The sequence below is a fragment of the Winogradskyella rapida genome (assembly GCF_042675845.1).
Classification (GTDB): Bacteria; Bacteroidota; Bacteroidia; order Flavobacteriales; family Flavobacteriaceae; genus Winogradskyella; species Winogradskyella rapida.
Genome location: NZ_JBHTKM010000063.1, coordinates 397,242 through 415,253 on the forward strand (window position 1 = coordinate 397,242; position 18,012 = coordinate 415,253).

18 protein-coding genes are annotated in these 18,012 nt (G+C 35.7%); 14 read left to right on the plus strand and 4 right to left on the minus strand.

Annotated elements, in window-relative coordinates; all coding sequences use genetic code 11:
* Positions 1-193 precede the first annotated feature (193 nt).
* The 5 genes from aldA to ACFQ13_RS09100 all read left to right on the plus strand — a co-directional run bounded on the left by aldA (position 194) and on the right by ACFQ13_RS09100 (position 6,462).
* Entirely contained in the window at positions 194-1,633 is a 1,440-nt protein-coding gene (gene aldA / locus ACFQ13_RS09080) for an aldehyde dehydrogenase (protein ID WP_386116469.1), read from the plus strand.
* A 91-nt stretch (positions 1,634-1,724) separates the two neighbouring features.
* Positions 1,725-3,023, plus strand: a complete 1,299-nt coding sequence (fucP, locus tag ACFQ13_RS09085) for an L-fucose:H+ symporter permease (RefSeq protein ID WP_386116471.1) — start codon at positions 1,725-1,727, stop codon at positions 3,021-3,023.
* 32 nt (positions 3,024-3,055) lie between these two features.
* The gene (locus tag ACFQ13_RS09090) at positions 3,056-4,207 is read left to right on the plus strand and encodes an alpha-hydroxy acid oxidase (RefSeq protein ID WP_386116474.1); all 1,152 of its coding nucleotides are present in this window, start codon (positions 3,056-3,058) and stop codon (positions 4,205-4,207) included.
* 519 nt (positions 4,208-4,726) lie between these two features.
* The gene (locus ACFQ13_RS09095; RefSeq protein ID WP_386116476.1) at positions 4,727-5,557 is read left to right on the plus strand and encodes a universal stress protein; all 831 of its coding nucleotides are present in this window, start codon (positions 4,727-4,729) and stop codon (positions 5,555-5,557) included.
* 65 nt (positions 5,558-5,622) lie between these two features.
* Positions 5,623-6,462 carry a universal stress protein gene (locus ACFQ13_RS09100; protein ID WP_386116479.1) on the plus strand — a complete coding sequence of 280 codons (840 nt, stop codon included), beginning with the start codon at positions 5,623-5,625 and terminating at the stop codon, positions 6,460-6,462.
* A gap of 85 nt (positions 6,463-6,547) precedes the next feature.
* On the opposite strand, the gene ACFQ13_RS09105 is transcribed toward ACFQ13_RS09100, so the two are convergent.
* Entirely contained in the window at positions 6,548-6,976 is a 429-nt protein-coding gene (locus ACFQ13_RS09105; RefSeq protein ID WP_114309673.1) for an FKBP-type peptidyl-prolyl cis-trans isomerase, read from the minus strand.
* 232 nt (positions 6,977-7,208) lie between these two features.
* Between ACFQ13_RS09105 and msrB the strand changes: the two genes are divergently transcribed.
* The 3 genes from msrB to ACFQ13_RS09120 are packed head-to-tail and all read left to right on the plus strand — an operon-like array spanning position 7,209 to position 9,229.
* Positions 7,209-7,664 (plus strand): peptide-methionine (R)-S-oxide reductase MsrB, encoded by a 456-nt coding sequence (gene msrB / locus ACFQ13_RS09110; protein WP_386116482.1) that lies wholly within the window; start codon positions 7,209-7,211, stop codon positions 7,662-7,664.
* Positions 7,661-8,212, plus strand: a complete 552-nt coding sequence (gene msrA / locus ACFQ13_RS09115) for a peptide-methionine (S)-S-oxide reductase MsrA (protein WP_386116484.1) — start codon at positions 7,661-7,663, stop codon at positions 8,210-8,212. The genes msrB and msrA overlap by 4 nt, the downstream gene beginning before the upstream one ends.
* Positions 8,213-8,272: 60 nt before the next feature.
* Positions 8,273-9,229 (plus strand): aldo/keto reductase, encoded by a 957-nt coding sequence (locus ACFQ13_RS09120; protein ID WP_386116487.1) that lies wholly within the window; start codon positions 8,273-8,275, stop codon positions 9,227-9,229.
* 3 nt (positions 9,230-9,232) lie between these two features.
* On the opposite strand, the gene ACFQ13_RS09125 is transcribed toward ACFQ13_RS09120, so the two are convergent.
* The 3 genes from ACFQ13_RS09125 to ACFQ13_RS09135 all read right to left on the minus strand — a co-directional run bounded on the left by ACFQ13_RS09125 (position 9,233) and on the right by ACFQ13_RS09135 (position 12,519).
* Positions 9,233-11,632 carry a protein-disulfide reductase DsbD family protein gene (locus ACFQ13_RS09125; RefSeq protein ID WP_386116489.1) on the minus strand — a complete coding sequence of 800 codons (2,400 nt, stop codon included), beginning with the start codon at positions 11,630-11,632 and terminating at the stop codon, positions 9,233-9,235.
* Between the two features lie 140 nt (positions 11,633-11,772).
* Entirely contained in the window at positions 11,773-12,183 is a 411-nt protein-coding gene (locus ACFQ13_RS09130; RefSeq protein ID WP_114309672.1) for a rhodanese-like domain-containing protein, read from the minus strand.
* Positions 12,184-12,201: 18 nt separating this feature from the next.
* A complete protein-coding gene (locus ACFQ13_RS09135; protein WP_114308790.1) occupies positions 12,202-12,519 on the minus strand; it encodes a rhodanese-like domain-containing protein in 318 nt (105 codons plus the stop codon).
* Positions 12,520-12,833: 314 nt separating this feature from the next.
* On the opposite strand from ACFQ13_RS09135, the gene ACFQ13_RS09140 reads away from it, so the two are divergent.
* From ACFQ13_RS09140 to trpC, 6 genes are all read left to right on the plus strand, one after another.
* Positions 12,834-13,298 carry a MarR family winged helix-turn-helix transcriptional regulator gene (locus ACFQ13_RS09140; RefSeq protein WP_386116491.1) on the plus strand — a complete coding sequence of 155 codons (465 nt, stop codon included), beginning with the start codon at positions 12,834-12,836 and terminating at the stop codon, positions 13,296-13,298.
* Positions 13,295-13,864 carry a YceI family protein gene (locus ACFQ13_RS09145; RefSeq protein WP_386116493.1) on the plus strand — a complete coding sequence of 190 codons (570 nt, stop codon included), beginning with the start codon at positions 13,295-13,297 and terminating at the stop codon, positions 13,862-13,864. Before ACFQ13_RS09140 ends, ACFQ13_RS09145 begins: the two co-directional genes overlap by 4 nt.
* A 274-nt stretch (positions 13,865-14,138) precedes the next feature.
* Entirely contained in the window at positions 14,139-15,539 is a 1,401-nt protein-coding gene (locus tag ACFQ13_RS09150) for an anthranilate synthase component I family protein (RefSeq protein WP_386116495.1), read from the plus strand.
* 52 nt (positions 15,540-15,591) lie between these two features.
* Complete coding sequence (locus tag ACFQ13_RS09155; protein WP_386116498.1) at positions 15,592-16,158, plus strand: anthranilate synthase component II; 567 nt, start codon at positions 15,592-15,594, stop codon at positions 16,156-16,158.
* Between the two features lie 50 nt (positions 16,159-16,208).
* Positions 16,209-17,201, plus strand: coding sequence for an anthranilate phosphoribosyltransferase (gene trpD, locus ACFQ13_RS09160; RefSeq protein WP_386116501.1), 993 nt, complete (start codon positions 16,209-16,211; stop codon positions 17,199-17,201).
* Positions 17,198-17,986: an indole-3-glycerol phosphate synthase TrpC gene (gene trpC, locus ACFQ13_RS09165; RefSeq protein ID WP_386116503.1), complete on the plus strand. Its 789-nt coding sequence runs from the start codon at positions 17,198-17,200 to the stop codon at positions 17,984-17,986. The genes trpD and trpC overlap by 4 nt, the downstream gene beginning before the upstream one ends.
* Positions 17,987-18,012 lie beyond the last annotated feature (26 nt).

The following is an 18,012-nucleotide window of genomic DNA, read 5'->3' on the forward strand; positions in this document are numbered from 1 at the left end:
TAAAACTTAAACACAGAATTCTTCTATGTTTAAATTATACATATTATTGATTAATATGGATAAATACAAAATCCACATTGACGTATATGTTTGTTGACCATATTTATAAATAAAAATTCAACACTTTGTTTAATTACAACAAAAACCTTGAATTTATTAGATATATCACAATATAAACTAAACGTAAACACTCATGAAAGAATTTAATCAATTTATAAACGGAAAGTTTGTAAAGTCTACTTCTTCCGAAGTAACAAAAGTACTTAACCCATGTACAGAAGAAGTATTATCTGAGATCCCACAAGGTTCAATTGAAGATGCTAATAATGCATTAGATGCCGCAAAAGAATCACAACATGCTTGGAAATCTCTAACAGCTATTGAACGTGCTAATTATTTACACAAAATGGCGACTGTTATTCGTGAAAACCGTGTGTTTTTAGCCGAAACCTTAGCAGCAGAACAAGCTAAAGTCATTGGACTTGCACAAGTAGAAATTGATGTTACCGCTGATTATTTTGATTATTATGCAGGTTTTGCAAGACGTATAGAAGGTGAAATTATACAAAGTGACCGTAAAAAAGAACACATCTTTTTACACAAAGCACCTATTGGCGTTGCTGTAGGGATCTTACCTTGGAACTTCCCATTTTTTGTAATGGCTAGAAAAGTTGCTGGTTCTTTAATTACAGGAAACACTTGTGTTATTAAACCAAGTTGTATTGCACCGAACACTATTATGGAGTGGGTAGATTTAATACAGAAAATTGAATTACCTGCGGGAGTCCTAAACGTTGTTTGTGGTACTGGACCCGTTGTTGGAAACGCTTTATCTAAAAGCCCAATTACAGGTATTATCAGTTTAACAGGTAGTGTTTTTGCTGGTCAGAAAGTTATGGAAGCTGCTTCAGAAAACATCACTAAAGTATCTTTAGAATTAGGTGGTAAAGCCCCAGCTATTGTATGTGCTGATGCTAACTTAGAATTAGCGGTGAATGCCGTAGTAGGTTCTAGAATTATTTATAGCGGTCAAGTTTGTAACTGTGCAGAACGTGTGTATGTTGAAGAGTCTATTCACGATCAATTCTTAGACATGGTAACAGCTAAAATGAAGGCTTTAAAAGTAGAAGATGCTTTTTCTGATAACAATCCAGATATGAGTGCATTGGTTTCTAAACCTCAATTAGATAAAGTAGCCGAAATGGTTGAATTTGCTAAAAAAGAAGGTGCAGAAGTTTTAGTTGGAGGAAATAAATCTAGCCAGTTTGACAAAGGGTATTTTTACCAACCTACATTATTAACTAATGTAAGACAAGACATGCAAATTATTCAAGATGAAGTTTTCGGTCCTGTTTTACCAGTAATGAAATTTAGCACCTTAGACGAAGCAATTGCCTTAGCAAATGATTCTGAATATGGTTTAACGTCTTCAATTTTCTCAGAGAACTTTAATAAAGTTATGCATGCTGCTGAAGAATTAGAATACGGAGAAACCTACATCAATAGAGAACATTTTGAAGCGATTCAAGGATTCCACGCCGGATGGAAAAAATCTGGAATTGGTGGTGCCGATGGAAAACATGGTATGGAAGAATATCTACAAACTAAAGTGATCTATGCACAATACCGCTAGATATTGACCTTAAATAACTAAAGCACTATTCCATTTTAGCTATTAATTTGGATGGTGCTTTTTTTCTTCGCAACTAAAAAACTAAGACTAAATGAACAATTCAACTAAAGTACCTGTAGTCTCTAAAGAGGTCTTACTACCTTTTATACTCATTACCTCGTTATTCGCACTTTGGGGCTTTGCTAATGATATTACCAATCCTATGGTCGCTGCCTTTGCAACGGTTATGGAGATTTCAACTGCAAAAGCAGCTTTGGTACAATTAGCCTTTTATGGTGGTTATGCCACTATGGCCATACCTGCAGCGCTTTTTGTTAGAAAGTACAGTTATAAAAAAGGAATTCTTTTAGGGCTAACCCTTTATGCCATTGGGGCCTTATTATTTTATCCGGCTGCAAAATTTGAAGTCTTCGGATTCTTTTTAGGATCGCTTTATATTTTAACATTCGGATTGGCATTTTTAGAAACTACTGCAAATCCTTTTATCCTCTCTATGGGTGATGAGCGTACCGCAACACGTCGCTTAAACCTTGCACAAGCCTTTAATCCTATTGGCTCATTATTTGGCATGTTTGTAGCTTCAAAATTTATACTTGTTGCTCTTGATTCTGATAAACGAAATGCCGCAGGTGAACTCATTTTCAACACCTTAAATGAAGCGCAAAAGGCAATTATCAGAACGCACGATTTAGAAATTATCAGAAACCCTTATGTGATTCTTGGCTTTGTAGTTATCGCCATGTTAGTTATCATAGCGGTTACTAAAATGCCTAAAAGAACCGTTAGCGCTAACCCAACAAGTGCTGCATCATCGTTTAAAAGATTATTTAAAAACGGTAAATATAAAGAAGGGGTTTTAGCCCAACTTTTCTATGTGGCAGCTCAGATTATGTGTTGGACTTTCATTATTCAATACGCCGGAAACCTTGGTATATCTAAAGCCGACGCCCAGAACTACAACATCATTGCTATGGGGATATTTCTATGTAGCAGATTCATTAGTACCTTTTTAATGAAATATGTAAATTCTAGAAAACTCCTTATGATTTTTGCACTTTGTGCTATGGCAACCATGGCTGGTGTTATCTTAATTGAAGGGATTTTAGGACTGTATTTATTGGTAGCAACTTCAGCATTTATGTCTTTAATGTTTCCAACAATTTATGGTATTGCCTTAGATGGATTAAGAGCAGATGATACGGCTATTGGTGCTGCAGGTTTAGTTATGGCTATCGTTGGTGGGGCTTTAATGCCAATATTACAAGGCCTAATGATAGATACTGAGAAAATTGGCCCTTTTTCTGGAGTTAATTTCTCTTTTATATTGCCATTTATATGTTTTTGCTTTATCGCAATTTATGGATATCGAACTTTAAAGATTTATAAATAAGAAAGCGTAATTAAAACTTTAGAAATTTTAATATGGAAATAAAAATAAATCCCAAATATCCATCCGTAACAGATTTAAGAAAAAGAGCGATGGTTAAAATGCCAAAATTCGCTTTTGAATACTTAGATGGTGGATGTAATGAAGATATCAATTTAGATAAAAATCGTACTGATCTTCAGAAAATTGAATTGATGCCACAATATTTATCAAAATTTGATAAATCTAATTTAAAAACAGAATTGTTTGGGCATACTTACGATGCGCCTTTTGGAATTGCTCCAGTTGGTTTACAGGGATTAATGTGGCCAAATTCGCCAGAGATTTTGGCAAAAGCAGCTTTTAATCATAACATTCCTTTTATATTAAGTACAGTAACCACTTCTAGTATTGAACGTGTTGCAGAATTAACAGAAGGAAAATCTTGGTTTCAACTCTATCATCCTGCTGAAGAAAAAGTAAAAAGAGATTTATTAGATAGAGCGGCACATGCAGGCACTGATGTTTTAGTGATTTTAGCAGATGTACCAACATTTGGATACAGACCTAGAGATGTTAGAAATGGTTTGGCCATGCCACCATCTATGAGTATAAAAAACATTTTAGAAGTTTTTAAAAAGCCAGACTGGGCTATTCAAACTTTAATACATGGGCAACCAGCTTTTAAAACCATGGAGAAATATATGCCTAAAGGATTAAATTTGAAAAAATTAGGCGAATTTATGGATGCTACGTTTTCTGGAAGACTTAATGAAGACAGAATCGCTTCTATAAGAGATCAATGGAAAGGGAAATTAGTTATAAAAGGCGTTGTAAATGAAATAGATGCTCAAAAAGCGATTAATTTGGGTGTTGATGGATTAATTGTTTCTAATCATGGTGGAAGACAATTAGATGCTGGTCAGTCTTCAATCGTACCTATGACGCATTTGGCAAAAAAGTATAAGAATGATATAAAAATCATGGTAGACTCTGGTTTACGTGGTGGTCCAGATATTGCAAGAGCCATGGCAAATGGAGCAGAATTCACATTTATGGGACGTAGTTTTATGTATGGTGTTGGAGCCTTAGGAAAAGAAGGCGGAAACCACACCATTTCTTTAATGAAACGCGAATTTCAACAAGTAATGGAACAATTATGTTGTGAAAATGTAACGGATCTACCAAAGCATTTAATTGTAAACTAAAAATTTAACCCTACTGAATCTCCCCACTAAAACTAGTCCTTATTAGTATAAGGTTGATTCTTAAAATCAGAAAGCCGCTGTTATCAGTGGCTTTTTGTATTTGTACTAAATCACTTCTATTAAAATTCGCCCCAAGACACTTATTTCAAAAATAAAACTAGGAGATTCTGTTCAGCAAACACGCTTAAATCCTACCAAACATCAAGATCTTGTTTAAAACCTAAACTGTAAAATCTACTTTTCAAAAAGATTTTTTAACTCTATTTAAAGACTTGTTATTCGGCATAAGCTTCACCTAAAATCGGCCTTTAAAAGCCCTCTAAAAGCCTTATGATTTTTTACTGACATATATCATGGATTAAAATATATAGGATTTGTAATTTTACAATTGCAACAAAATCGCTTTTAGTATAGCGTAATTAAAGAATTCAACATATATTAAGCGAAATATGCAGTTATTTTTTGCAATTAAATAAACATTTTAACCTTTTATCACGTTTTAAATAGTACTAAACAACCATGTCCAAAAACATACTTTTACCAACTGATTTTTCTGATAACGCCTGGAGTGCTGCCGTCTACGCTATGAAGCTTTACAAGAATGAAGTCTGTACTTTTCATTTTCTGTATTCCTCAAAAATGAAAGTATCGTCTATGACGAGTATATCAAACAAGTTGGTTGAGGCGATTGCTGAAAATGCTAAAGCTGATTTGGCCGAATTAAAGGCTAAAGTTGAAAAAGAATATCCTAATCCCAATCATAAATTTGAAGTTATCTTAAGCACAAATATCTTGCAAAATGCCATTGATGTGCTTGTTGAAAAGGAGGCCATAAATTTAATTGTGATGGGAACACAAGGTGCCACATTAGCCAAAGAGCTTATGTTTGGTAGCAACACCGTAAATGCCATAAAACATAGTAACGCTTGTCCCCTTTTGGTGATCCCAAATCAGTTTAGCTATGTAGAGCCTAAAGAAATTGCTTTTCCAACGGATTACAACCGTAATTACGGAGAAGAGTTAGACGCCTTAAAAGACTTAGCCGATTTATACAATTCTGTAATTAGAATTGTTCATATAGATACAGAAGACCATCTTAACGCTACACAGAAGCAGCATTTAGCACTGTTAAAATTAAGCTTAGAGGCTTATGAATGTAGCTTCCACTGGCAACCCCAAGAAGGTAAAAAAGCTAAAGCTATTCAAGAGTTTACCGAAGCCCTTGAAATTAATATGCTAGTTATGATTCGTTACCAACACAGCTTTATAGAAAACCTTATTAAAGAACCTATTATTAATTCCATAGGATTTCACCCTAACATCCCATTTTTAGTAATTCCTCAAAACTGATATTAATCATTTCAAAATTGAACATCACCTTATAATTTTGTTGTTATAAGGCATTATTAAAAATTATGAGACACCACATATTATTACCAACGGATTTTTCAGACAATTCATGGAGCGCCATAAGCTATGCATTAAAATTGTATGCCGATGAAGCGTGTACCTTTTACTTTTTACATGCTTGGACCTTTTCTAATCCTAGTTCTAGAACCTACATCACCTCTAGTTTTGTAAACATACAGCAAGAAGAGGCTAAAGAAAAGTTAGCGGCCTTAAAGGACAAAGCTCAAGGAGAACGTTCTAATCCTGAGCATGAGTTTGAAACGATATTCAGTACGCAGCCTTTAATTAGAACGATAGAAAAAGCCTTAAACGACTTTCCTATTAGTCTTGCCATAATGGGAACAAAAGGGGCTACTGGTGCTAAAGAATTTATTTTTGGTAGCAATACCGTTAACGTTATCAATAAAATAAGAGTTTGCCCTGTTTTAGTGGTTCCTGATGCATACACCTATGTAAAACCAAAGCAAATTGCATTTCCAACAGATTTCAATCACTTTTATGGCGACGAATTATTGCCTTTAATGCATCTTACCAAATTGCACGATGCTAAGATAAGAGTGGTTCATATTACTGAAAAAGATCATCTCTCGGAAAAACAAAACTATAATTTATCCATGCTTAAAGCCAACTTGGAAGACTATCCATCGTCTTTAGAATGGCGACCAAACTTTGGAACAAAAGAGCTTATTATTAAAGAGTTCATCCAAGAATTTGATATTAATATTGTAGCCATGGTGAACTATAAGCACAGCCTTATAGAAAGTATTTTAAACGAACCTGTTATACAGAAAATAGGCTACCATCCGGTCATTCCATTTTTAGTGATGCCTGAGTTGAACGCTTAAAATGCGAGTCTTACGCCATTTTTTTCAAATAAAAAGCCCTGTGAAATAAACTTCACAGGGCTTTTTGGTTTCTAAATCGCTAGACTTATTTGATCTCAACTAATTCTAAATCAAATACCAATTCTTGTCCTGCTAATGGGTGGTTACCATCAACAATAACGTGATCTTCATTCACCTCAACGATTCTAAATTGGTGCTCATTACCTTGCTCATCTCTAGACGCTAAACCTAAACCAACTTCAGGAGTAATCTCTGCTGGTAACTGAGCTTTATCAACTCTATGGAATAATTCTTTTCTTACATCACCGTAAGCTTCTGCTACAGGAATATCAACAGTTTTTTTATCATTCACTTTCATATCGATAACAGCGTTTTCAAAACCAGGAATAAGCATCCCTTGTCCTAAAGTAAACTCTAAAGGCTCACGCTCTAAAGAACTATCAAAGACTTGTCCGCTTTTTAATTTCCCTGTATAATGTACTTTTACCGTATCATTTTCTTTTACTTGACTCATAAATTTCTTGTTTTCATTATAATGAGCCGCAAAATTATCGTTTAATAGACACAATAAAGAATGAATTGCCATGTTTTCCTGTCGATTTAAGAAAAACTTAACGTCAGGTTGTAGTTACAATTCGTATTTTATCCCTCTTAAATTGTACAATCCCTCTCATAAAGCCAAATTGTAAGCGATTGATAAACTTTTCGACTACCTTTATGAATCATAAAAAAGAAAGCCCCTTACCATGTTAACTTGGAAAGACATCATTAATTTTACTGTAAATGGAAACCCTAGCCCAGACCGTCGCGTAGAGAAATCTGAATCGGAATGGAAGGCGCTATTAACAGACGAACAATACAGAATTACAAGACTTAAAGGTACGGAACGCGCCCATACTGGCGAACATTGCACCACCTATGTAGAAGGCAAATACAATTGTGTTTGTTGCCAAAGTCCATTATTCGATTCTACCATAAAATTTAGTTCGGGAACGGGTTGGCCAAGCTTTACACAACCCATTACAACAAACGCAATTAAATACGAAAAAGATACCGCTTACGGAATGGTCCGTGTAGAAGTGATGTGCAGCACTTGCGATGCGCATTTAGGTCATGTATTTCCTGATGGTCCTGAACCTAGCGGATTACGTTATTGTGTGAATTCTGAATCTATGATTTTAGATCCTAAAAGTACCTCATGAAAACAAACAATATACAAACGGCCACTGTAGGCGGCGGTTGTTTTTGGTGTACCGAAGCTGTTTTTGAAGCTGTAAAAGGTGTACATAATGTACGTTCTGGTTATGCCGGAGGCAACGTTCCTGGACATCCCACTTATAGAGAAATATGTTCAGGTCTTACCGGTCATGCTGAAGTGGTCCAAATTACCTTTGATGCAAATCTTATCAGCTTTAAAGATCTCCTCATTATTTTTATGACCACTCATGATCCGACGACCCTGAATAGACAAGGTGCAGATCGGGGAACGCAATACCGTTCAGTGATTTATTACCATGATGAGACGCAAAAAGAAATTTCAGAACTCGTTCTTAAAGAGCTAGAGCACTATTACGATGCGCCAATTGTAACCGAACTCTCACCCTTACCGCCATTTTATGAAGCGGAACGCGAGCATCAAGATTTTTATAAAAACAATCCTGATTATGGCTACTGCGGATTTGTTATTGATCCGAAATTAGCGAAACTCAGAGCCTTACATTCCGATAAGTTAAAAAGCCCTAGTTTTTAAAACTATTCTTAATCTGCGACCGCTAAAAAGTCTTAAATTTACAGCAGAATTAAGATAAAAATGAGCAGCACTAAAATAGGATTAGGGTTAGCCGCTTTAGGCAGACCCGATTATATCAACATCAGACCAGAGCAACCTATAGATAAATCTGTAGAAACATTTAGAGATACCGCCTTAACCGTTTTAGACCAAGCCTATCAACTTGGTATTCGCGATTTTGATGTGGCACCTTCTTATGGTTTAGGAGAATCCTTTTTAGACTTTTGGAACCGCTCTAGAGCGCATAACCACGTTACCTTATCAACCAAATTCGGCTATACCTATGTGGCCAATTGGGAACTAGGCTTCTCAGGAAAACACGAGATTAAAGAACACTCTTTAGAGAAATTAAATGCCCAATGGGAAGTGTCTAAATCCTTACTTCCTAATTTAAAAATTTATCAAATTCATTCCGCAACGTTAGACAGTGGTGTCCTTACCAATACCGCCGTTTTATCACGTTTATTTGAATTAAAACAAAAGCATCAATTGCAAATTGGGCTTTCTTCTAGTGGTACTGAACAAGTTAAAATTATTGAAGAAGCCCTAAAGATTAAATTTGAAGGGCAAGCCTTATTTGACAGTTACCAAGTCACGTTTAATATCTTTGAACAATCTACTTTTAATATCTTAAAAACATTAATTTCAGAAGGCAAAACCATTATCATAAAAGAAGGTTTAGCAAACGGACGCGTATTTCAAAACGAAACGTTTGAAGCCTATACGGAAGCTTACCATTATATAGCGGAACTTTCCAATAAATATAAGGTTGGGAATGATGCTATTGCCCTACGTTTTATAATGGATGCTCTAGAACCTAAAGTTGTTTTAAGTGGCGCTTCTAACCCACTCCAACTCACCGAAAATTTAAAGGCCTTAGATTTTGAATTAACAGCAGCCGAAATAACCCGCTTAAAATCGTTTGCCGTTTCTAAAACCCATTATTGGGAGGAACGCAGTGGATTAGCTTGGAACTAAAACTTACTTTTCAAAATTAGAAATCCCCGCTTTTAACCAAGCGTTATAAGCATCGATATCTGGCGTATAAGCCACAGGCTCTATAAGATTTTCTTCGTTATGATCCATTAAGACATAATAAGGCTGTGTATTGGTTTTATACCTAATGGTTTGAAACTCGCTCCACAGTTGTCCTTTATTTCTAAGCTTTTTTCCTGGTCTTAGTTTAGACTCTGGTGCCTTTCCTTTTGGGAATTTAATCTGCTCGTCCACGTAAAGTGAAATAAGGACCACATCATTTTTTAATTTAGACAACACCTTTGGTGCCACCCACACATTCTGTTCCATCTTACGGCAGTTTACACAAGCCCAACCTGTAAAATCTAACATCACGGGCTTCCCCACTTTTTTAGCATAGGCCAACCCTGTCTCGTAGTCGTTAAACGCTAAAATATCATGTGGCGCTAATAAATGAGCCCCTTCTGGAATGTCGCTTACTGTTTTTGCTCCACCACCTCGAGAGTTTCCTACACCATAAGGAGACTCGCTATAATCTAAAGGCGGAGGAAAAGCACTTATAATTTTTAAAGGAGCTCCCCATAGGCCTGGAATCATATAAATGGTAAAGGTCAGGGTTAATAGTCCTAATAATAATCTTCCTACTGAAATATGCGGTAAAGGCGAATCGTGTGGCAACTGAATTTTACCAAAAAGATATAAAGCTAAAGTTCCAAAAATAGCAATCCAGATGGCTAAAAATACTTCACGCTCTAAGAAGTGAAGTTGCAAGACCAAATCGGCTTGCGATAAAAATTTGAAGGCCAACGCTAACTCTAAGAACCCAAGCACCACTTTAACAGTATTTAACCAACCTCCTGATTTTGGTAACGAATTTAACCAGCCTGGGAAGGCTGCAAATAATGCAAAAGGTAAGGCTATCGCAGAAGAAAAACCTAACATCCCAATGACCGGAGCAATACCTCCTTTAGAAGCAGCTTCCACTAAAATAGTACCTACAATAGGTCCGGTACAAGAAAAGGATACAATTGCTAAGGCTAATGCCATAAAAAAGATACCTACAAGTCCTCCTCTATCGGCTTGTCTATCGGCTTTATTTGCCCAAGAATTTGGCAATACAATTTCAAAAGCGCCTAAAAAAGAGATCGCAAAAACAACTAAAAGGATAAAGAATATAAGGTTAAACCATACGTTTGTTGCTAAAGCATTGAGCGCATCTGCACCAAAAATCGCCGTAATGATGGTTCCTAAAAGGACATATATAATAATAATTGATAAGCCGTAAATAATAGCGTTGCGGATTCCTCGTGCTTTAGACTGACTTTGCTTTATAAAAAAGCTTACCGTCATAGGAATCATTGGAAACACACATGGGGTTAATAAGGCTACAAAACCTGAAAAGAAGGCGATAATAAAAATAGACCATAAGCCTTTGTTTTCCGCTTCATCTTTAGGCTCAGAATGTTCAGAAACATCAGAAGTTGCTTTTACAGACTTGGATAAATCAAATTCTAAATCTACATAAGTTGGTGCTGTACATTGCGTATCATTACAAGTCATAAAACTAACTTCTGCTTGTACTGTAGCAACGGATGGGTCTGTAACTTTAATCTTCTGTCTAAACTGGGCCTTATGTTTAAAGTATTTAATCTTCATATCGAAGACTTTGTCTAGACTTTCTTTCCCTTTTTCTTCATGCGTTTTACCAATAAGCTCAATCCCTTTATCTACGGTATAATTGAAACTTGTTGGAATTGGTCCTCCGTCTTCAATATTTTGCGCGTATAACTTCCAACCTTTTTCAATAGCGGCAGAAGACACTAAAATATAATCAGTAGCATTTAATTTTTCAACCGAAGTTTCCCATTTTACAGTTTCCACAAGGTTTGGCGTCGTGGCTGTAGGATTAAAACTGAACCCTTGCCCTTGTGGTGCTTTAAGTTTTTTTTCAGCTTGATTCAGATTAAATTCAAGATCAACATAACTTGGCGGTAAACAGCGTTCATCATCACAAACCATAAACTCCACTTCACCTTTAACTAAATCTAATTCTTGATTTAAGACTTTAATACGTTGTGTAAATCGAGCCTTATCACCAAAGAACTTAATCCTCATGTCAAACACCGGATCGTCAATGGTTTTCCCTTCGCCTTCTTGGGTATCTCCTAAGGTTTTAAAGTCGTCTGAATCTCCATAAGCAAAGGTGGTCGGTATTGGTCCACCGTCCGGAACTTGTTGTGAATACAAGTGCCAACCTGGTTCTATAGTCGCAATAGAAATAAGCTTATATTCGGTCTTAGAGATTTTTTCAACTTTGGTTTCCCAGGTTACAGGATCTACAACTTGAGCGGATAGATTTAGAGATAATGCCAGCAGGCAAAAAAGAAATATATTTTTAAAATTCATAGAGGACAAGTTCATTTTTGCAAAGGTAACAGTTGTGTTTCTGTTTCGCGTTAACAGTCGTCTAAATTATAAAAATCTTAAGACATAAAAGAAGAGAATTTGGGGTATAAAAAAACCGAACTTGACGTTCGGCTTTGTGTTTATGATTTTACTTGGATTTGAATATCGTCGGAATGTTCCCATTTGGAGATCCCTCCTTTTAAATCGTATATTTTTTTGAAGCCAGCAGCCTTCATTTTTTGAGCACACTTTGCGCTACGTCCACCAGACTTACAATATAATATTACCGGCTTATTTTTATCTAACTTGGTAATATCATCATCAAAGGTAGGCGACATAAAATCAATATTCTGGGCATTAGCAATGTAACCGCCATCATATTCTTTTGGTGTTCGCACATCTATTAATTGTACTTCTTCAAGCTCTAAAATAGATTTCATTTCTTTAGCGGTAATCAACTTTACTTCACCGTCTTCTAAAGTGCTATTAAAACAACTCGTAAAAAAAGAAAAGCTCAGTAAAAAACAACCTAATGCAATAACTCTATTCATACCCATGCCATTTAAAAATTAATCGTTGTGAACAACATCACCCTGCCATTCATTAAAACCACCTTCAAGGTTATAGGCGTTTTCAAAATCTAATTGGTTCATAATATTACAGGCTTGACCACTACGATTACCCGATCTGCAATAGACGTAATAATTCTTTGTTTTATCAAGTTCCTCAATTTCATCTACAAAACCTTGTCCTTTGTAAATGTCAATATGTATCGCGTTTGGAATCATGCCTTCATCGACTTCTGCCTGTGTTCTAACATCTAAAACTACAGCATTATCATCAGCTTTTAATTGTTCCGTCCATTCTTGTTGTGATAAATCAGCCATCTTATAAGTTTAATTTTTTAGTAAAATTAATATTTCATGATGAAATAGACGCAAAAATTCTCAAAGTGTTACAAAAGGACTCGTTTTTTTAACATATATCACTTCAAACTTAAGCAAAAACGTCATTATTCGCTTACCTGAAGAAGAATTCACCACAAGCTAAAGATATCCTTTACCAAAATGATTCACAACTACTTACCCTATAAATCACACCTTCTCCATACCCGATTATAAATTTGACACCATTATTTTTAACAAAATATTAAAGCTTCACCTCAAAATTAGTACTACATTTGTACATACAACAATTGTATATGAAAGAGTTGAATAAAATTTTAAAAACAGACGCAGAAATGCCTTTATCAAGAGCTTCTGTGATAAATATTTTTCAGACTGCATCTTGGATGAAGGACGACATATCCTTAACCCTTAAACCCTTTGATATCTCTATAGAACAATTTAACGTCTTGAGAATATTACGTGGGCAGAACGGTAAGGCTATTAATTTGCAAGACATTCAAGAACGTATGGTGAGTAAAATGAGTAACACCACCCGTTTGGTTGATAAACTCATCAAGAAAAATTTTGTAGAGCGTAAAATATGCCCAACAAATCGCCGTAAAGTTGAAATAAGCATCACGAATTTAGGCTTGTCTACACTAAAAACCTTAGACCCTATTATAGATGACACCGAACACGTTATGATAAAAAATTTAACTCACGAAGAGTTAATACAATTGAATAGCCTTTTATTAAAATTAAAAAACAAAACCCTATGAAAAACAGAAAATCACAACTTGGAATGCTAATTATTTTAGCCCTATCATTTATGTCTTACAGCACTTTAAAAGACAAAACCGTAAACCTTAAAGAAAGTACCGTGATATGGAAAGGGTATAAAGTTGGTGGAGAGCACACAGGAACGGTCAATTTAAAAAGTGGCGTTTTAAGCTTTGACGGATCTACCTTAACGGGTGGAAATTTTACTATAGATATGACCAGCATCAACGCTACAGACTTAACAGGTGACTATAAAGGAAAATTAGATAACCACTTAAAATCTGATGATTTCTTTGGCGTAGAAGAATTTCCTACCGCAATGTTAGCCATCACCACTGTAAACGGAACAAATGGTAATTATACTGTTGAAGCCGATATTACCATTAAAGGACAAACAGAATCAATTTCTTTTCCTTTAACCTTAAAAGATAATACGGCAACAGCGACTTTAAAAATCGATAGAACGAAGCACAATATCACTTACAAATCCCCTACGCTTCTTGAAACTTTAAAAGACAAAGCCATTTATGACGACTTTGATTTAAATGTTACTTTAAAGTTTTAAATTTAGAGACTCATGTTTTCAAGAACAGCACAACGTTTTAAAAATTTTTCGGAAACAGAAACATTTTTTTCTTAAAGTGTTTGAAATCTGAATTTTGATTTCTATCTTTGATGCACAAATGAAAACAAATACAACTCATACTTGGTGGTGGAATTTCTCAAACTTACGTTCGTGAAGCACCCTTGTTATGTATAATTTATATAGAAAAAAAGGCTTGTCAATCACGACAAGCCTTTTTTTATTTTAACCCAACACTGAAATACATTCAGCAACAATGAAAACATTTAGTTTACACACCCATTATAAAAAGATCCTAGCAGACACCATTACACCTGTTAGTATTTATCTTAAAATTCGCGATAAGTTTCCCAACAGTATTTTACTAGAGAGTAGTGACTACCACGCCAACGACAACAATTTTTCTTACATCTGTTGTAATCCTATAGCGTCTATTAAAGTGGAAGGCACAACCATTACCCAAACGTTTCCTGATGGAAGTGGTAAGAGTAATTCTATTGAAAGTGTAGGCGTCATTGAAGAAATCCATAAATTCACGCAACGCTTTAAAGTTGACGGAAAAAAAGATTTCAAATTCATTAATAACGGTATTTTTGGTTACACGGCTTACGATGCTGTAAAGTATTTTGAAGATGTCAATATCTCTAAAAAAGACAATTCTGTTAGCATCCCTGAAATTTATTATGCGGTTTACCAAAACATTATTGCCATAGACCATCAAAAAAACGAGGCCTATATTTTTGCACATTGTTTTCATAGCGATAATAATATCGATGAACTCTTACAGCTGATTCAAACCCGCCAATATGCGTCTTACGATTTTAAAACAAAAGGTGAGATTACTTCAAATTTAACCGACGACGATTACAAAGCGCATGTAGAATTAGCTAAAAAACATTGTGCGCGAGGTGATGTCTTTCAACTGGTATTATCGAAACAATTTTCACAAGAATTCAGTGGCGATGAATTTAATGTTTATAGAGCCTTAAGAAGTATAAACCCTTCCCCTTACCTGTTCTATTTTGACTATGGTAATTTTAAAATTTTTGGAAGTTCGCCAGAAGCACAACTTGTGGTTAGTGACGGCAAAGCCGAAATACACCCAATCGCCGGAACTTTTAAGCGTACCGGAAATGATTTAAAAGATGCACAGTTAGCTGAAGAACTCATCAAAGACGACAAAGAAAACAGTGAACATGTGATGTTAGTTGATTTGGCACGTAACGACTTAAGTAGAAACGGAAGTGCGGTTACGGTTGAAAACTATAGAGAAGTGCAATTTTTCTCTCACGTTATCCATTTGGTAAGTAAGGTTACAGGCACCATTCATAATGCTACAGACACCATGCAAGTTGTTGCCGATACTTTCCCTGCCGGGACCTTAAGCGGCGCTCCAAAACATAAGGCCATGCAGCTTATTGAAAAATATGAAAAAACAAGTAGAGGCTATTACGGTGGTGCTATTGGGTTTATGGATTTTAACGGCAACTTTAATCACGCCATTATGATTAGAACCTTCTTAAGTCAAAACCATAAATTATTTTGGCAAGCTGGAGCCGGATTGGTGGCCAAATCTAATCCCGAGAGTGAACTACAAGAAGTCTACAATAAACTTGGCGCATTAACCAAAGCTATTGAACAAGCTGTTGAAATTTAAGTAGAGAAAAAAAGTTGAATTAAATAAGATACCTGCTGAGCCAGGCCTTGCGATGAAAAAAATATTAGTTATAGATAATTACGATAGTTTCACTTATAATCTTGTGCATTACCTAGAAGATTTAAACTGTGAGGTGACTGTAAAACGAAATGATAAACTGACCCTTGAAGACGTTGATGCCTTTGATAAAATTGTCTTATCTCCTGGTCCAGGAATTCCCGATGAAGCCGGATTATTGAAAGAGATTATAAAGACCTATGCGCCTACAAAAAGCATTTTAGGGGTTTGTCTAGGACAACAAGCCATCGGTGAAGTTTTTGGTGGTACGCTAGAAAATTTAAATAACGTCTACCACGGTGTAGCCACAACAATTACACTTAGTGTTACGGATGAGGCGCTTTTTAAAGGATTAAACACTTCCTTCGAGGTTGGCCGCTATCATTCTTGGGTGGTTAACCCCAATTTACCAGACTGTTTAGAAGCCACATCTTTTGATAGTAATGGGCAAATTATGTCTTTACGCCATAAAGTATACGATGTAAAAGGCGTACAATACCATCCGGAATCGGTTTTAACACCAGATGGAAAACAAATATTAGAAAATTGGGTAAATCAATAATATACCTCTAAATACAAATTAAACGCCACCCCGATTGAGGGCTTATTATAATGAAACAACTATTAAACAGACTTATTAATCAAGAAAGCATCACGAGCAAAGAAGCCAAGCATGTTTTAGTTAATATTTCCGAAGGAAAATACAACCAAAGCCAGATTGCTTCCTTTTTAACCGTGTATATGATGCGAAGCATTACAACGGAAGAACTTCGCGGTTTTAGAGACGCCCTTTTAGCTTTATGCATTCCGGTAAAATTAGACCAAGAGAATACCATCGATTTGTGTGGTACAGGTGGTGATGGCAAGGATACCTTCAATATTTCTACCTTATCATCCTTTGTTACTGCAGGTGCTGGCGTTCCTGTTACTAAACACGGTAATTACGGTGTGTCTTCAGCTTGCGGATCGTCTAACGTTATGGAATATCTTGGGATAAAATTCACTAATGATACCGATTTTTTACAGCGCTGTATTGATAAAGCAGGAATTTGTGTGCTTCACGCTCCCTTATTTCACCCTGCTATGAAAAATGTAGCGCCTATAAGACAAGAACTCGGTGTAAAAACCTTCTTTAACATGTTAGGACCTATGGTTAATCCGGCTTTTCCAAAAAGTCAAATGGTTGGGGTTTTTAATCTTGAATTGTTACGATTATATAGCTATTTGTATCAAGATTCAGATAAAAATTATGCTATTGTCCATGCCTTAGATGGTTATGATGAAATATCTTTAACCGGAAAAACAAAAGTGGTTTCAAATACTTCGGAAGTCTTATTTGATACTTGCTACTTGGGATTACCACAAATTCAACCTTCTGAAATTTTCGGTGGAAACAGCGTAAAAATGGCGGCTGAAATCTTTAAAAGCGTCATCAGAAACGAAGGTACGGAAGCCCAAACTAATGTGGTCTGTGCAAACGCCGGATTGGCCATTGCCACAGCAAAACAAATTTCGCATCAAGAAGGCTATGAACTCGCCAAAGCATCTTTAGCCAGTGGTAAAGCACAACAAAGTTTAGAGACCTTAATTGCCTTAAGTAAATGAATATCTTAGATAAAATTATACACGACAAGCGTAAGGAAGTAGAATTACGTAAATCCTTAATTCCTACCCAACAGTTAGAACACTCTATCTTGTTTGAGCGCGCTACCATTTCCTTAGCGACACAGTTACGCCAGAGTACGTCTGGTATTATTGCAGAACATAAGAGACGCTCGCCTTCTAAAGCCACCATTAATCAGAACTTAAATGTTCAGGATGTTGCTATAGGATATGAAAATGCCGGAGTTTGCGGCATGTCAGTTTTAACAGATGCTAAATATTTTGGCGGGTCTTTAGATGATCTACTACTTGCTAGAGCAAGTTCTAATTTACCTTTACTTAGAAAAGAGTTTATTATTGATGAATATCAAATCCTAGAAGCTAAAGCGTATGGTGCCGATGTGATTTTACTCATCGCTGCTGTGCTCTCAAGCGAGGAGATTAAACGTTTTTCTGAATTTGCCAAAAGCTTAAATTTAGATGTTTTATTAGAAGTCCATAATGAAGAAGAATTGCAAAAATCATTAAGACCTTCTATAGATATGCTCGGTGTAAACAATAGAAACCTTAAAACTTTTGAGGTGAGTTTAGACATTTCAAAAATCTTAAGCTCATACATCCCTGACGATTTTGTAAAAGTTTCAGAGTCTGGAATCAGTTCCATTGAAGCCATTAAAGAATTGCAGCCTTATGGATATAAAGGCTTTTTAATTGGTGAAAACTTTATGAAAACAGATGCCCCTGGTGAACATGCTGCTAAATTTATTAAAGACCTTACCGCTTTATAAATCCTAGTAGGTTGAAAATAATTAAT

Excerpts from the sequence above, each read along its gene's own strand:
- aldA (WP_386116469.1), top strand. The coding sequence starts at position 194 with ATGAAAGAATTTAATCAATTTATAAACGGAAAGTTTGTAAAGTCTACT.
- fucP (WP_386116471.1), top strand. The coding sequence starts at position 1,725 with ATGAACAATTCAACTAAAGTACCTGTAGTCTCTAAAGAGGTCTTACTA.
- ACFQ13_RS09090 (WP_386116474.1), top strand. The coding sequence starts at position 3,056 with ATGGAAATAAAAATAAATCCCAAATATCCATCCGTAACAGATTTAAGA.
- ACFQ13_RS09095 (WP_386116476.1), top strand. The coding sequence starts at position 4,727 with ATGTCCAAAAACATACTTTTACCAACTGATTTTTCTGATAACGCCTGG.
- ACFQ13_RS09100 (WP_386116479.1), top strand. The coding sequence starts at position 5,623 with ATGAGACACCACATATTATTACCAACGGATTTTTCAGACAATTCATGG.
- ACFQ13_RS09105 (WP_114309673.1), bottom strand. The coding sequence starts at position 6,976 with ATGAGTCAAGTAAAAGAAAATGATACGGTAAAAGTACATTATACAGGG.
- msrB (WP_386116482.1), top strand. The coding sequence starts at position 7,209 with ATGTTAACTTGGAAAGACATCATTAATTTTACTGTAAATGGAAACCCT.
- msrA (WP_386116484.1), top strand. The coding sequence starts at position 7,661 with ATGAAAACAAACAATATACAAACGGCCACTGTAGGCGGCGGTTGTTTT.
- ACFQ13_RS09120 (WP_386116487.1), top strand. The coding sequence starts at position 8,273 with ATGAGCAGCACTAAAATAGGATTAGGGTTAGCCGCTTTAGGCAGACCC.
- ACFQ13_RS09125 (WP_386116489.1), bottom strand. The coding sequence starts at position 11,632 with ATGAATTTTAAAAATATATTTCTTTTTTGCCTGCTGGCATTATCTCTA.
- ACFQ13_RS09130 (WP_114309672.1), bottom strand. The coding sequence starts at position 12,183 with ATGAATAGAGTTATTGCATTAGGTTGTTTTTTACTGAGCTTTTCTTTT.
- ACFQ13_RS09135 (WP_114308790.1), bottom strand. The coding sequence starts at position 12,519 with ATGGCTGATTTATCACAACAAGAATGGACGGAACAATTAAAAGCTGAT.
- ACFQ13_RS09140 (WP_386116491.1), top strand. The coding sequence starts at position 12,834 with ATGAAAGAGTTGAATAAAATTTTAAAAACAGACGCAGAAATGCCTTTA.
- ACFQ13_RS09145 (WP_386116493.1), top strand. The coding sequence starts at position 13,295 with ATGAAAAACAGAAAATCACAACTTGGAATGCTAATTATTTTAGCCCTA.
- ACFQ13_RS09150 (WP_386116495.1), top strand. The coding sequence starts at position 14,139 with ATGAAAACATTTAGTTTACACACCCATTATAAAAAGATCCTAGCAGAC.
- ACFQ13_RS09155 (WP_386116498.1), top strand. The coding sequence starts at position 15,592 with ATGAAAAAAATATTAGTTATAGATAATTACGATAGTTTCACTTATAAT.
- trpD (WP_386116501.1), top strand. The coding sequence starts at position 16,209 with ATGAAACAACTATTAAACAGACTTATTAATCAAGAAAGCATCACGAGC.
- trpC (WP_386116503.1), top strand. The coding sequence starts at position 17,198 with ATGAATATCTTAGATAAAATTATACACGACAAGCGTAAGGAAGTAGAA.